Genomic DNA, 14,061 nt, shown 5'->3' on the forward strand with positions numbered 1-14,061 from the left:
CGCTGTCCGCTCCAGTCACCCGGATCCCTCGATGCTCACTCGCTCCTTCCGGCGCACCGCCGCGCGCATCACCGCGCGCGCCGCCGGCCCCGCCGACGCCCCCGCCCGTTCGGCGCCGGTCCCCCTCGGCGGCCACGACCTGGTCCTGCGTTACGGCAGGGCGCCGGTCGTCCACGGCGTCTCACTGACCCTGGAACCGGGGCGCGCCACCGCGCTGGTGGGGCCGAACGGCAGTGGGAAGTCGACACTGCTGCGGGCGCTCGCCCGGCTCCACCCGGTCGACGGCGGCCGGGTGACGCTCGGCGGCCGCGACGGAGCCCCCGAGCGCGCGGCGGCGCTGCTCAGCGCGCGTGGCTTCGCGCGGGAGGTCACGCTGTTCTCCCAGTCGAGGCCCGCCCCGCAGGGGCTGACGGTCGCGGAGGTCGTGGCCTTCGGGCGCCATCCCTACCGGCGCGGCTTCGGCGGGCCGGCCGGCGACGACCGCGACGCCGTCCGGCGCGCGATGGGCGTCACCGGGGTCGGGGACATGGCCGGGCGCCCGGTCGGGGAGCTCTCCGGCGGGGAGATGCAGCGCGTCTGGCTCGCGGCCTGCCTGGCCCAGGACACCGGGGTCGTCCTGCTGGACGAGCCGACGAACCACCTGGACCTGCGCTACCAGATCGAGACGCTCGACCTGGTGCGCGATCTGGTCGAGGAGCACGGCGTCGCGGTGGGGATCGTGCTGCACGACCTCGACCACGCCTCCCGCGTCGCGGACACCGTCGTCCTGATGGGCGCCGGCCGGGTGCACGCGGTGGGCGCGCCCGTCGACGTCCTCACCGCGCGGAACATCGGCGCGGTCTACGACATCCGCGTCGAGGTCGCGGTGGAACCGCGTACCGGCCGGCTCCGTATCGACCCGCTCGGGCGGCACTCCGCCCGCACCGCCGTCACCACCTGAACCACCCCTCATTCCCAGCACCTTGAGCACCTCGCGTGCTCGCCCTTCTGAACCATCCGAAAGAGGAACTGCCATGAACCGTGCCCGTCGCCTGGCGGCATCGGCCGCCACCGGCCTCGCCGTCGCACTCTCCGCGACGGCCTGCGGCACGACCAGCGTCGACACGGCGGACAAGGCCGCCGGTGCCACGTCGCCCGGGTCGAAGAGCTGCGCCGACGACAGGACGGCCACGTCCACCGGACCGGTGTCGTTCAAGGACGGCGTCGGCCGTCAGGTGACGCTCGACAAGCCCGCCGAGCGGATCGCGGTCCTGGAGTGGCAGCAGATCGAGGACGCGCTCACCCTGTGCGTCACCCCGGTCGCGGTCTCCGACGCCAAGGGCTACCGCACCTGGGTCAGCGCGGAGAAGCTGCCCGGCAAGGTCACCGACATCGGCACCCGCGAGGAACCCGACCTGGACACCCTCGCCGCGGCCAAGCCCGACCTCGTCGTCGTCGAGGCGTTCAAGGCCGACGACGAGATCGTCAAGAAGCTGGAGAAGCGCGGCGTGCCGGTGATGGTCACGAAGGGCGCGGACCCGGCCGACCCGATCGGCAACATGCGGAACGTGTTCGGCATGATCGGCAAGGCGACCGGGCGCACCGAACGGTCCGACCAGGTGCTGAAGGAGTTCGACGAGCACCTCGCCACGGCGAAGCAGAAGGTGGCCGACGCCGACCTGCCGACGAAGGACTTCCTCTTCTTCGACGGCTGGCTCCAGGGCGGCAACCTCACCGTCCGCCCCTACGGCAAGGGCGCCCTGTTCACCGCGATAGGCGAGGAACTCGGCATGACCCCCGCGTGGACCGACGCGGTCGACAAGGCCCACGGGAACGGCGGCGTCGACCCCTCGTACGGGCTGGCGCAGACCGATGTCGAGGGACTGACCGCGGTCGGGAAGGCCAACCTCTTCTACGCCAACGACGAGGGCGCGGGCGGCTACGTCGCGGCTCTGGAGAAGAACCCGATCTGGAAGTCGATCCCGGCCGTGAAGGAGGGCCGGGCGCACGCCTTCCCGGCCCGGGTCTGGGGTGCGGGCGGCCCGCGCTCCTGCGCGCAGGCGATCGACGCGTACGTCGACGTGCTCGACAAGAACACCGGCGAGAAGTGAGCGCACCGGATACGGCGGCTCCCGGCCGGGACGGACTCCGGGCCGGGGCGGCCGTCCTGGCGGCCCTGCTCGTCGCGGTCGTCGCGGTGGGCCTGTGGCATCTGACGCAGGGAACGTCCGGGGTGGGCGCCCGGGATCTGCTGCGCCACCTCGCCGGGGAGCGCGGCGGTCCGGACGGCGCGCGGGTCGGGGAGATCTTCACCGGCTCGCGGCTGCCCCGGCTGCTCGCGGGGGTCGCGGTGGGTTTCGCGCTCGGCTGCGCCGGCGCGCTCCTCCAGTCCGTCACGCGCAACGCGCTCGCCTCCCCGGACACCCTCGCGGTCACCGCCGGGTCCTACTTCACGCTCTCGGCCGTCGCGGCCTTCGGCATCGCCGTCCCGCTGTGGGCGTCGGGCGCGGTCGCCTTCACCGGGGGGCTGCTCGCGGCGGCGCTGGTGCTGGCGCTCACCGGCCGGGCCGCGGGCACCTCGGGCACCCGTCTCGTCCTCGCCGGGTCGGCGACGGCGATGGCCCTGGACTCGGCGACCGGGATGCTGCTCGTCCTGTTCCAGAAGAACACGACCGGCCTCTACGCCTGGGGCAGCGGTTCGCTGGCCCAGCTGAACATCGACGCGTCGGTGCGCGCCCTCCCGCTCCTGGCCGTGGTGGCATGCGTCGCCCTGGTCCTCTCCCGGAGGCTGGACGTGCTGGGCCTCGGCGACGACACCGCCGCCTCCCTGGGGGTGCCGGTCCGTGCCACCCGGGTGGCCGCCGTGCTCTGCGCGGTGCTGCTGACCAGTACGGCGGTGACGCTCGCGGGCCCGATCGCCTTCGTCGGGCTCGGCGCGCCCGTCCTGGCCCGGCTGCTGGCGGGACGGGTCCGGGGGCTGCGCCGGCACCTCCTCCTGGTGCCCGCCGCCGGGCTGCTCGGCGCCCTGCTGATCCTGCTCGCGGACGCGGGGCTGCGGGCGGTTCAGGGGGCCGGGGAGGCCGCAGCGATTCCGACCGGGGTGCCGACCGCGCTGCTCGGCGCCGTCGTGATCGTGGTCCTCGCGCTCCGGCTGCGCGACACCGGCGGGGCCGGGCGGCCGGGTGGCGGCCGGGTCGCCGCGCGGTCGCGCCGCTCGTACCTCCTCGTCGTGGCCGGGGCGGTGGCGCTGCTGGCTGCGGCGGTGCTCGTCGCGGTCCTCGCGGGCAGCCTCTGGCTGCGTACGGGGGACCTCGCGCTCTGGGCCCGGGGGGCCGCCCCGGACCTGATCGGCCAGGCGCTCGACGACCGGGTGCCGAGGGTGGTCGCCGCGGTGCTCGCGGGGGCGGCGCTGGGGCTGGCCGGATGCGTCGTGCAGAGCTCCGTCCGCAATCCACTGGCCGAGCCGGGAGTGCTGGGCATCACGGCGGGTGCCGGGCTGGGCGCTGCGGCCGTCGCGACCTCGGGGCTGTCCGGCGGGCGCCCGCTGCTCGTCGTCGCGGCGGTGGCGACCGGGCTCGCCACGTTCGCGCTGATCGCCGTGCTCGCCTGGCGCGGCGGCTTCCTGCCCGACCGGTTCGTCCTGATCGGCATCGGCTGCGGGTACGGCCTCAGCTCCGTCACCACCTTCCTGCTGCTGCGCGCGGACCCGTGGAACACGCCCCGGATCTTCACCTGGCTCTCCGGGACGACCTACGGGCGCACCCTGCCCGATGTCGTACCGGTGGCGGTGGCGGTGGCCGTGGCACTGCCCGTACTGCTCGCCATGCGGCACCGGCTCGATCTGCTCGCCGTCGACGAGGACACGCCCCGGGTGGTCGGCGTCCGGCCGGAACGCACCCGGTTCGCCGCGCTGACGATCGCCGCGGTGCTCGCGGCGCTGAGCGTGCTCGCCGTCGGTGTCGTCGGGTTCGTGGGGCTCGTCGCCCCGCACCTCGCCCGGTCGTTGGCGGGTGCCCGGCACGGCCGGGCGATCCCGGTGGCGATGCTGCTCGGCGCGCTGCTGGTCTGCGTGGCCGACGCGCTGGGCCGCACGCTCGTCACCCCGGCCCAGCTGCCGGCGGGGCTGATGATCTCGCTGGTCGGAGCCCCGTACTTCATCTGGATGCTCAGGAGGTCCCGCGTATGACATTCCGTTGCCCCGTCCGTGCGAGCAGAGGGGTCCGCCCGTGAACAGCGACGCCGTCGTCGTGGTCCCGTTCGATCCCGCCGCTCCCCCGGCCGCGCTGGCCCGGCTCGGCGGTGTGCCGGAGCGCTGGCGGGACGTCGACCGTTCCGCCCACGCCCCGCGTCTGGTGGCCGTCGCCCGGGAGGACGGCGCGGGCTGGGCGGCCGCCGCACTCGTGACGGCCCGTCCGGAAACCGCCTACCTGAAGATCGTCGACGCGGTCGGCAACGTGGCGGCGGCCGCCGGGGCGGTGGTCGGCCACGCGCGCCGCCAGGGGCTCGTACAGGTCAAGTGGGAAGGGTGGACGGTGGACCCGGGGGCCGCCCTCGCCGCCGGATTCACGCCGCTGAGCGCCCCGTTGACGGCGACGGGGCCGGACGCCCCGCCCACCGGATACGTGCGCTGGCTGTCCGGCCCGGAGGTGGCGGTTACGGAGCCCGCGTACTACGGGCAGACCACCCACTTCACCTGCGGCGCGGTCACCGCCCTGGTCGCGCGGGCCCACGCGGGGGCCGTGCCATGGGCCTCGCTCGACCGTGCGGCGGAGCTGACGCTCTGGCGGGAGGCGACGAACTTCCCCGCGTGCGAACCCGTCGGCCTGGGTGTCGCCGTGCGTCGCACGTGGCCCTCGGCACCGGTCACCGTCCACCTCGACGCCGACCGGCCGGTGCTGCTCGACCACTGCACGGAGGAGGAACGGGACTGGCGCGCCGTGCTCCAGCGCGCGTCACGGGAGGAGGCGGGACGGACCGGGCTGCCGGTCGAACCCTCCCGCCTGGCCATGGCCGCGATCCGGGACGCGGTCGCCCGGCGGGACCATGTGCTGCTCCTGGTCTCGCTCGCCGCGATGCAGGGCTTCGACGTACCGCACTGGGTGCTCTGCCACGGAGCCGTGCCCGGCGCCCTCGTGATCGAGGATCCCTGGTCACAGACCGTCTCGGGCGACACCTGGGTCGACGCCCATCTGCTGCCGGTGCCCGATCCTTCGCTGGACGCGATGTCGCTGGTCTCCACGGACCCGTTCCGTGGCGCCGTGGTCGTCGGCGCCGCGTAGCGGGACCCCGCTTCCCGGTGGTCCCGAAAACCTTTTGGATACAGAAACGTATGCCAATACAGTTCTGTATCCGAAAGCACGTCACCTCGCGGGACGGCACGACACAGGAGGGAGGCGGTCCCCATCACCGAGCGGCTCACCCGGCAGCAGAGCCGGCAGCTCACCCGGGAACGGCTCCTGGAAGCGGCGGCCCGGCTCTTCGCCGACCAGGGGGTCGGCGGAACGTCGGTCGAACAGATCGTGGAGGCCGCCGGCTACACCCGGGGCGCCTTCTACGGCAACTTCGACGGCAAGCACGAACTCGTCCTGGCCCTGCTGGAGGAGCGGACCCGGCACGAACTGGCGGAGGTCCGGGCGATGGACGTCGGGGCGGGCGGCTTCGAGGAGACCCTCGACCGGCTCCGCGCCTGGCACCGCCGCCGCGACGAGAACCTCGCCGGCTGGCTCGCCCTGCGGACCGAACTCTGGCTCTACGCGCTGCGCGACCCGGAGCTGCGGCCCGTGCTGGCGGAGCGGGAGCGCCGCTCCCGGGAGACCATCGCCCGCTCACTGGAGCAGGGGTTCGCCGAGCGCGGCATCACCCTGCCCGCCCCGGTGGAGCAACTCTCGCTGATCGTCCATGCGTTGGACGACGGGCTGTCCATCCAGCGGGTGCTCTCCCCCGCCGGCGGCGGACCGGAATCCGTCGTGGACGCGGTGGAGCTCCTGCTCGCGTCCTGGGCCGCGCTCGCCCGTACCGCCCCATCTGCCAGGACCCGCTCCGAGGACCCCGCCCCACGAGCGGCGGCGGCACGGACGGAACAGGAAGAGGAGAACCCATGACATCCGGCGAACCCGCCTTCACCGCGGACGAGTTCACCCTCGCGCTGGCCGACCCGGCAGCGCGCCGCGTCTTCGGCGCGGTCGTCCTCGGATCGTCCGCCCCGTCCGCGATCCTCGCCGCCACGGGGCTCGACGCCCCGGTGGCGGCCAAGGCCATCGGCCGGCTGACCCGGGCGGGACTGCTCGTGCCCGGGGGAAGCGGCCGGCTCGCCGTCGACGAGACCGCCGTGGCGCGGGCCGCCCAGTCCGCCGCGCTCCGCCGGGCGGAGGAGGCCGCCGCCGAGCAGCCCGACGCCCGGCTCCGTGGCTTCGTACGCGGCCGGGTCCTGCTGCGGCTCCCCGAGGAGACGGCCCCCGAGGCCCGCGACGCGGTGCTGCGGCACGTGGCCGGGGCCACCTTCGCACCCTCGGACGAGACGTACGACGAACGCGCGGTGACGGAGCGTCTGGAGCCGTGGTGCGAGGCCGGGGCCACGGACGCGGTGTCGCTGCGCCGGGCCCTGGTCGACCTCGGGGTGCTGCACCGCGAGGCGGGGCGGTACCGCCTCACCACCGCCCGGTAGCCGCCGGACGCGCCACGGCGCTCCGCCCGGCCGCGTATCCGCCGATCCCCAGACCGATCCCGATCACGGTCAGCACTCCGCCGAACCCACCGAGCCCCAGGACCAGCACCGGGGCGACGAAGTCGCCCCGTACCCGCCCGAGCACCCCGGAGGCCGCCACACTGCCCGACCGCTCGTCGAGGAAGAACCGCGAGTCGTTCGCGTTGCCCCGGTTGTCGCCCAGCAGGAACAACCGCCCCTGCGGCACCGTCACGTCGTACGGGTCCAGGGGTACCGTGCCGCGCCGCACATAGGGTTCGTCGGCCGGCTTCCCGTTCACCGTGACCCGGTCGCCGTCGGACACCACACGGTCGCCGCCCGTTCCGATGACCCGCTGGAGGACCGGGTGGTCCCCGTAGCGGCCGGGCACCTGGACGAGTACGACGTCGCCCCGGCGGATCGCACCGGCGTCCACCCGCTCGGCCACCAGCCGGTCGCCCTTGCGGTACGTGGGCTCCATCGCCGCGCCCACGACGGTGACGCCCCGGTAGGCCGTGAAGAAGTACCCCGCGCCCACCGCCGCCAGGACCAGCCCGAGCGGCACCAGCACCCGGGCCGCCACCCTCAGTCCGTGTCCCGCTCTCCGCTGCCCCATGAATCCCGCCCCTCCCCGGGTCCGCCCGTGGCCGGGCGGACCAGCAGAGGATAGGAGGCCGGGGGACGCGGACGGGCCCCGGGGTCCCGGTCCCGGGGTGCCGGGGCCCGGGCCGCTCCGTCCCTCAGCCTTCCGTGCCCAGGCGCACGCAGCGGCGGGCGAGGTCGAGGGAGCGCTCCAGGTCCGCCCGGCTCCAGGTCGTGGCGGGGGCCTCGCCCCGGCGGGCGTCGAGCACCCGGGCGAGGTGCGGGCGGAACTCCGGGAAGAGCCCGGCGGCCAGCTCGCCGCCCTCCGACTTCGAGACGATCCGCCCGGTGCGGACCGTCGCCAGCAGCCGGGCCGGGCCCAGCGACATCCACTCGACCTCGAACGCGGAGACCGCCCGGGTGGCCCCCTCGGCCAGATGGAACCGCTCCGACAGATCGGCCCGACCCCGCCAGTACTGGTCGAGATTGGCGCGGGAGAACCCGACCGCCCCGTCCCGCGCGGCCTCCTCCTCGATCGGGAATCCGGCGCTCCCCGCCGCCACCGCGCTCAACGCACCGTCCCCGGCGAGCGGGACGCGCACCCCGCACTGCACGATGTTGAGCCAGGTCGGCCAGTTCATCGGCCCGTCCGCCGACTCGGGGTCCAGGACCCCGGCGACCGTCGCCACCACCGACCGGAGGGCATCGGGGCCCTTGGCCAGCCCGTCCCTCGTCACGTACATCGCGTCGACGGTGTGGCCGTACGCCTCCCGGGACCGCTCGTGCAGCGGCGCGACCGCCTCCCGGGCCGGGGCGTCGAGCTCCCGCTCCACCACGCAGACGAGGTCGACATCGCTCTCCGCCCGCCAGTCGCCGAGCGACGCGGACCCCACCACCACGACATCGCGGAGGGCGTCCCCCAGGACATCGGCGAGCCGGTGCGTGAAACGCCGGGCGAGAACCCAGGGTTCCCGGCCGGGGTCGATCGGGGTTGAAGAAGTCAACGCGATGCCTTTCTTCATACTTTTCTTCACGCATTTCTTTGTGCTTTTCATCGTACTAGCGCAATGGCGCATATTCCGGCGACATCGAACAGATCGGCGCACGAGGTCAAGCGATTGGTCGCCCCCTATCAATGACAGTGATATTTCACCAGCGGCAGTATGGGGCGGACTGCTTCTGGAGGCCATGTACCCGGTTATTCGCTAGAACGGGAGTTTGGAAATGCGGCACAGCGGTGAGACGGTGCCGTTGGGCGGTGCCGTCCGGCGGGGGGACCGGTGGAGGCCCGAAGGGGCCGTGTGCGCGCCGTTGGCGGGGTGGTCCGGTGGCCCCGGGCGCCGCGAGCCGGCGCTCCGCGGGGTCCGCCCCGTGCTGCGGACCACCGAGCTGGGCAGCGTCACGACGCACCGGATCACGTTCCGGGTCGCCGGTTCCGTCCCTCATGTGCTGGAGGCCGATCCCGGGCGGCACGCGCTGGTGCTCAGCTCGTTCGGCGGGATCGGGGTGGCGAGGGCCGGGTGCCAACTCGTCGTGCGGGACGCGGCGGTGGCGCTCTGCGACACCCTGCTCCCCCTGGGCATCGGCCCGGCGCCGGAGAACCGGGCGGCGGCGGAGGCGGTCGTGATGGTCTTCCCGGGCTCCGCGATGCCGACGGTCCCGCCGGACGCCGCCGCGGGGCAGCACCGGGTCCGTGAGGCGGCCGGTTCCGGGCCGCTGCTCCGTTCGTTCCTGGTCGAGGCGGCGGGCCGGGCGGCCGGGCTGGGAGCGCCCGAGGTGGCCCGGTTCGGCGACGCGGCCCTGCATCTGGCGGCGGCGGTGCTGGAGCGGCATTTCGTGGAGGCCGACGAGGTGTGCCCGCAGACCCAGCAGTACGAACTGATAACGCGTATCCGGGGATTCATCGACCGCAATCTCGGTGACTGCGGCCTCACTCCGGGCCTGGTCGCCTCGGCCCACCACATCTCCCTGCGATATCTGCAACGGCTGTTCAAGACGGAGGGAAGTACGCCGTCCGACTGGATCCGGCAGCGGAGGCTGGAGAACAGCCGCCGTGAACTCTGCGACACCCGGCTGCGCTCGGTTTCCGTCCGCGAGATCGGCCTGCGGAACGGATTCACCCAGCCGTCCGACTTCAGCCGCGTATTCCGGGCCAGGTACGGGCTGCCGCCGGGCAGGTTCCGGGACGACTGGTTCCAGCAGGACGCGATCGGCCAATCAGGTGGTCGCGTCTCGGCAATGACAGACCCTGCGACCGCCAGAAAAATCGAGTAGAGGCAGGAGAGCGGGAAAGCGAGAACCGGTTCGCCGTCGGCGGACCCGGCCGATCCGTTTCGCGGAAGGAGTCACGCCGTGACCGTGCTGACGTCCAGGACCGATCTCGATATCGACCCCGGTGAGCTCCGCGCCTCGGTGGCAAGCCTGTTGGAAAGGCATCCGCTGGTCTTCGAGGGGACCCGGCAGCTCGCTCTCCAGCACCGGCCGCAGGCGTCGGACCCGTGGTACGAGGGGTGCCTGCGCCAGTCGCTGATCTCCTCGGACACGGATTTCACCGAGGTCCACGCCGAGTTGCGCGACAGCTATCTGGGCGAGGTCTTCGACCGGCTGCCGTTCACCCCCGTCCGTACCCGGATCATGGCGCTGGACCCGAAGCACTGCTATTCCGTGCACCGCGACCCGACGCCCCGCTACCACCTCGCCGTCACCACCAGCGAGCACGCGCGCTTCGTGTTCGTCGAGCACGACAGAGTGGTGAACATTCCGGCCGACGGACATCTGTACTACGTCGATACCCGGCAGTTGCACAGCGCGTTCAACGGGGGCGACGACCTGCGCGTCCACATCGTTTTCGGAACGGACAACGAGCGGGAATAGCGGCCGGAGGAGTCGGGTGTGACGAATTTGGTGGCGCATTGGGACCACCGCGCCGATAACTACGACGAGACACCGGGCAATGCGCTGACCGCCGAGCAGGCGGCGGCATGGAAATCGATGCTGGCGGAGGCGTTCCCCGCCCGTTCGGGTCGGCTGCTCGACATCGGCTGCGGGACGGGTACCTACACCCTGCTCTGCGCGGAGCTGGGCTTCGACGTCCACGGGGTGGACACCTCGGCGCGGATGCTCGCCCGGGCCCGGCACAAGGCCCTCGAACGGCGCGCCGGGAACGGCGGCCCCGCCGTCACGTTCACGCGGCTCGACGCGGGGAACACCGAGGGGCTCAACGGCCCGTACGACGCGGTGTTCTCGCGGAACGTGCTGTGGACCGTGGCGGACCCGGGCCGGCTGGCCGGAGCGGTGGCGGCGCACCTGGCGCGGGACGCCGTGTGGATCGCCGTCGAGACGATCTGGGACGGCCGGCCGAACGGTGACTTCCGGGAGGTGGGCGGGGAGTTGCCGGGGTTCGGCGGCTGGCACCCCAACGTGCTGCGCGACGTCTTCGCCCGGCACGGCTTCGCCCGTACCACGTGGTCGAGCATCTCCCACCGGCCGGAGCTGGCGACGGCGGACAAGGACCTCCACATGATGTTCCGGGTGAGCCGATGATCACTGTCGTCACGGGCCCCTGGGCGCTGCCGAGGATGGAGATCGCCCAGGCCGTCGCCACCCGGCTCGGCGCCCGGCCGGGCGGAGGAGCAAACAGAGGGCCGGGCGGCCGGAGCGGTGTCGAGGTCGTCGACGGGGAGCAACTGGGCTTCGCCCTCATGGAGTTCCGCACCGGCCTGCCGGACGACTTCCAGGAGGACCCCGTCTGGCAGGCGCTCTTCACCACCCTGTGCGTCCACACCGCCCGGCACAGCGCCGACGGCCGCGTCCTGGCGCCGATGAACATCCACTGCGGTGAGCGGCTGGCCCGCTTACGGGCCGGTCTCGCGGCCCGGGGAGCGGCAGTCTCGGTGATCGGCCTGCGGGCGTCCCGGGAGTACTGCGAGGAGCTGGCCGACACCTACGCGTTCTTCGAACGGGGCTCGGCGGACTACCACCGGGTGCGGAGCTGGCAACTGGCCCGGCTCGACGCGTACCTGGCGTTCGCGGCCGCCCCCGGGACACCGGTCGACGACTGGGTGGAGCTGCTGCCCGGCACGGCGTCGGAGCAGGTGGTCTCCTCGCTCGTCCGGGCGATGACGGCCGCCTGGACGGTGCCGCCGTCCGGGCGGAGTGCCGAGGGGGGCCCATGACGGTCTGCCCGAAGGAGGCCATGGCACCGGCCCGGGGCCCCGGACACGCGGACGCGGAGTGCGTGGTCGCCTACCGGCGCCTGCGGCACGGGGTGTCCACCCCGCACCAGATCGGATACGGCCGCAACATGTACCCGGCCGCCCCGGAGCTCGTGGCACAGGTCCGTTCCCTGGTCACGGCGCTGTTCGAGCAGCAGCGCATGACGGACTACTCGACCGGGTTCGACGGTTCCGACCGGCAGTTGATCAGCGCGCTCACCGCGCACTGGCTGGGCCGCCCCGACATCGGGCCGGGCGATGTGTTCGTCATGTCCGGGTCGACGGAGGCGATCAGTGTGGTCACCGGCTACCTCGCCGCGCGGGGGTACGCGTACGTGCTGCCGCTGCCCTGTTACTACGCTTTCGAACAGTCCGCCCGCCGCCGGAGCATGCCGGTCGCCGCCCACTACAACGGGGACGGCCTGCTGTACGGGAGCCGGTCGCACCGCGCCCGGCCCGGCGCGCCCCGGGCCCTGGTCGACATCGTGCCGAACGGGGTGACCGGCCGGCGCTTCCGACTTCCCGGCGCCGCGGCGGGCGACTTCCACGTCCTCGACTCGGTCTTCCAGGTCTCCGCGGCTCCGGGCGGGGAGGGCGGGGTGGACGACGGCCATCTGCGCGAGGCCGTCCGGGACCTCGACCTCGGCCGCGGCTGCGTGATGCTCACCGCGAGCAAGGACCTGTCGGTGCCCGGACTCCGCGCGGGCCTGCTGATCACCCGCGACCCCGGCCTGCGGCGGTACCTGGAGGCGGACCGGTTCGAGCGCTGCTACGCGCTGAGCCCGTTGTCCACCGCGGTCGTCGCGCTCTACGTCGCGCTGATGTGCGCCCGGGCGGCACGGCGCGACGGCACGGTACCGGCGCGGCCCCGGCTGCTTCCCCCCGAGGTCGCGCCGGCCCGGCCGGACGCCGACGACCCGCTCGTACGGATGCTGTGGCGGTCGCCGGTCGTCGACGTCCTCGACCGGTACCTGCGCGGCATGGCCCGGCACTACGCCACCGTCCTCTCGGCCTACCGGAGTCGGCTCGTGCCCCTGGGCATCGATCCGGTCCCCCGGTATCCGGAGACCGGCTACTCGCTGTTCCTGCCGCTGCCGGTCCGGGTCGACGGTCCCGAGGGCGCGGTCGGCTGGTGCAACCGGGTCGGCCGGGAGGCCGGACTCAAGCTCAACCCGGCGGCGGTCTTCGGCGGCGGCGACGAGCCGTGGGCCGCCCTGTACGACTGCACCCGCCCCTGGGTGCGGTTCAACTGCTCGGTAGCGGAGCCGGATGCCGTGCGCACCGTGGGCATCCTCGAAACGGCGTTGGGGTGATGAGGTGACGCAGGGAACGGGCGGACGGACACCGACGGGCACCACCGACCCACTGGCGCTGGGCAGGGCGATAGCCGAGGCCGACCGGCGGGCCGCGCACGCGCTCAACCTCGTACCCAGCGAGAACCGCGTCTCGCCCCTGGCCTCGGTGCCGCTGGGCTCCGACTTCGCCAACCGGTATTTCTTCAACACCGCGGGCGACCCGCTGTTCTGGGAGTTCCGGGGCGGCGAGGACATCGCGCACATCGAGGCGCACGGGGCCGGGGCACTGAGGCGGATGGCCTCGGCGCGGTACTGCAACCTGCGGCCGGTCTCCGGGATGAGCGCGATGATCCTGACCGTCGCCGCGCTCTCCGCGCCCGGCTCGGCCGTGGTCAGCGTCGACCAGGACTCCGGCGGCCATTACGCCACCCCGGCGCTGCTCGGCAGGCTGGGCCGCCGGTCCCGGCTGCTCGGCTGCCCGGACGGCCGGGTCGACACCGAGGGGCTGGCCCGGGCGCTCGCCCCGGGCGACGTGGACCTGGTCTACGTGGACGTGCAGAACTGCGTCCGGGTGCCGGACTTCGCGGCGATGGCGGACGTCGTACGGAGGGTGAGCCCGGCCACCCGGCTGTACGTGGACGCCAGCCACTATCTCGGGCTCGTGCTGGGCGGCCTGGTGGAGAACCCCCTGCGGTGCGGGGCCGACGCCTTCGGCGGCTCCACCCACAAGTCGTTCCCCGGACCGCACAAGGGCGTGGTCTTCACCGATGGGGAGGAGATCGACGAGAGTCTGCGCGCCGCCCAGTTCGACCTGCTCAGCAGTCACCACTTCGCGCAGACACTGGCGTTGTCCCTGGCCGCTCTGGAGATCGAGCCCCGGATCGCGGAGTACGCCCGGACCACCCGCGACAACGCGCGACGGCTCGCCACCGCCCTGGCCGACGCCGGGTTCCGGGTCCAGGGCGACCGGGGCACCGGCTACACCGACACCCACCAGGTGTGGGTGGCGATGGACTCCCCGGCGGCCGCGTACACGCTGTCGAACCGGCTGGCCGAGGCGGGCATCCGGGTCAACCTCCAGTCGTCGATGCCCCGGATGCCCGGGGTGCACCTGCGCCTCGGGGCGAACGAGATCACCTTCCAGGGCGCCGGTCCGCGGGCGGTCGAGGAGCTGGCCGCCGCCCTGTCCACGGCGCGGGAGAGACCGCTCGGGCCCCGGACGGCGAGCGGTATCCGCACCCGGTTCGGTGCGCCCTTCTACACCGATCCCGAGAAGCTGGGAGTGGAGGCCGGGCTGTGTACGTGCTGA

At 73.6% G+C, this 14,061-nt stretch carries 14 protein-coding genes; 12 read left to right on the forward strand and 2 right to left on the reverse strand.

All coding sequences use genetic code 11. From position 1 onward, the window contains the following. Positions 1-31 precede the first annotated feature (31 nt). The 6 genes from ACIQGQ_RS24850 to ACIQGQ_RS24875 all read left to right on the forward strand — a co-directional run bounded on the left by ACIQGQ_RS24850 (position 32) and on the right by ACIQGQ_RS24875 (position 6,643). Positions 32-940 (forward strand): ABC transporter ATP-binding protein, encoded by a 909-nt coding sequence (locus tag ACIQGQ_RS24850; protein ID WP_402398963.1) that lies wholly within the window; start codon positions 32-34, stop codon positions 938-940. A 73-nt stretch (positions 941-1,013) separates the two neighbouring features. Beyond that, positions 1,014-2,090 carry an iron-siderophore ABC transporter substrate-binding protein gene (locus tag ACIQGQ_RS24855; RefSeq protein WP_402398965.1) on the forward strand — a complete coding sequence of 359 codons (1,077 nt, stop codon included), beginning with the start codon at positions 1,014-1,016 and terminating at the stop codon, positions 2,088-2,090. After that, a complete protein-coding gene (locus tag ACIQGQ_RS24860; protein WP_402398967.1) occupies positions 2,087-4,165 on the forward strand; it encodes an iron ABC transporter permease in 2,079 nt (692 codons plus the stop codon). Before ACIQGQ_RS24855 ends, ACIQGQ_RS24860 begins: the two co-directional genes overlap by 4 nt. Positions 4,166-4,205: 40 nt before the next feature. Further along, a complete protein-coding gene (locus ACIQGQ_RS24865) occupies positions 4,206-5,258 on the forward strand; it encodes a peptidase C39 family protein (RefSeq protein ID WP_402398969.1) in 1,053 nt (350 codons plus the stop codon). 177 nt (positions 5,259-5,435) lie between these two features. Further along, positions 5,436-6,080 (forward strand): TetR/AcrR family transcriptional regulator, encoded by a 645-nt coding sequence (locus ACIQGQ_RS24870; RefSeq protein WP_402399194.1) that lies wholly within the window; start codon positions 5,436-5,438, stop codon positions 6,078-6,080. Further along, positions 6,077-6,643, forward strand: a complete 567-nt coding sequence (locus tag ACIQGQ_RS24875; protein ID WP_402398970.1) for a DUF2087 domain-containing protein — start codon at positions 6,077-6,079, stop codon at positions 6,641-6,643. Before ACIQGQ_RS24870 ends, ACIQGQ_RS24875 begins: the two co-directional genes overlap by 4 nt. Here ACIQGQ_RS24875 and lepB read toward each other — a convergent pair. Together lepB and ACIQGQ_RS24885 are read right to left on the reverse strand one after the other, a co-directional pair. After that, on the reverse strand, positions 6,627-7,277 hold the full coding sequence (lepB, locus tag ACIQGQ_RS24880; protein ID WP_402398972.1) for a signal peptidase I: 651 nt from the start codon (positions 7,275-7,277) through the stop codon (positions 6,627-6,629). The two genes, ACIQGQ_RS24875 and lepB, sit on opposite strands and share 17 nt — an antisense overlap. A 124-nt stretch (positions 7,278-7,401) precedes the next feature. After that, on the reverse strand, positions 7,402-8,247 hold the full coding sequence (locus ACIQGQ_RS24885; protein WP_402398973.1) for a nucleotidyltransferase domain-containing protein: 846 nt from the start codon (positions 8,245-8,247) through the stop codon (positions 7,402-7,404). 367 nt (positions 8,248-8,614) lie between these two features. On the opposite strand from ACIQGQ_RS24885, the gene ACIQGQ_RS24890 reads away from it, so the two are divergent. The 6 genes from ACIQGQ_RS24890 to ACIQGQ_RS24915 all read left to right on the forward strand — a co-directional run bounded on the left by ACIQGQ_RS24890 (position 8,615) and on the right by ACIQGQ_RS24915 (position 14,061). Next, on the forward strand, positions 8,615-9,517 hold the full coding sequence (locus ACIQGQ_RS24890) for a helix-turn-helix transcriptional regulator (RefSeq protein ID WP_402398974.1): 903 nt from the start codon (positions 8,615-8,617) through the stop codon (positions 9,515-9,517). A 78-nt stretch (positions 9,518-9,595) separates the two neighbouring features. After that, on the forward strand, positions 9,596-10,117 hold the full coding sequence (locus ACIQGQ_RS24895; protein ID WP_402398976.1) for a hypothetical protein: 522 nt from the start codon (positions 9,596-9,598) through the stop codon (positions 10,115-10,117). Between the two features lie 18 nt (positions 10,118-10,135). Then, a complete protein-coding gene (locus ACIQGQ_RS24900; RefSeq protein WP_402398978.1) occupies positions 10,136-10,786 on the forward strand; it encodes a class I SAM-dependent DNA methyltransferase in 651 nt (216 codons plus the stop codon). Continuing rightward, positions 10,783-11,418: a hypothetical protein gene (locus ACIQGQ_RS24905; RefSeq protein ID WP_402398979.1), complete on the forward strand. Its 636-nt coding sequence runs from the start codon at positions 10,783-10,785 to the stop codon at positions 11,416-11,418. Before ACIQGQ_RS24900 ends, ACIQGQ_RS24905 begins: the two co-directional genes overlap by 4 nt. After that, a complete protein-coding gene (locus ACIQGQ_RS24910) occupies positions 11,415-12,770 on the forward strand; it encodes a hypothetical protein (RefSeq protein ID WP_402398981.1) in 1,356 nt (451 codons plus the stop codon). The genes ACIQGQ_RS24905 and ACIQGQ_RS24910 overlap by 4 nt, the downstream gene beginning before the upstream one ends. Positions 12,771-12,774: 4 nt before the next feature. Continuing rightward, the gene (locus ACIQGQ_RS24915) at positions 12,775-14,061 is read left to right on the forward strand and encodes a hypothetical protein (RefSeq protein WP_402398982.1); all 1,287 of its coding nucleotides are present in this window, start codon (positions 12,775-12,777) and stop codon (positions 14,059-14,061) included.

Origin of the sequence: Streptomyces sp. NPDC092952 (assembly GCF_044754785.1) — a bacterium.
GTDB lineage: Bacteria > Actinomycetota > Actinomycetes > Streptomycetales > Streptomycetaceae > Streptomyces.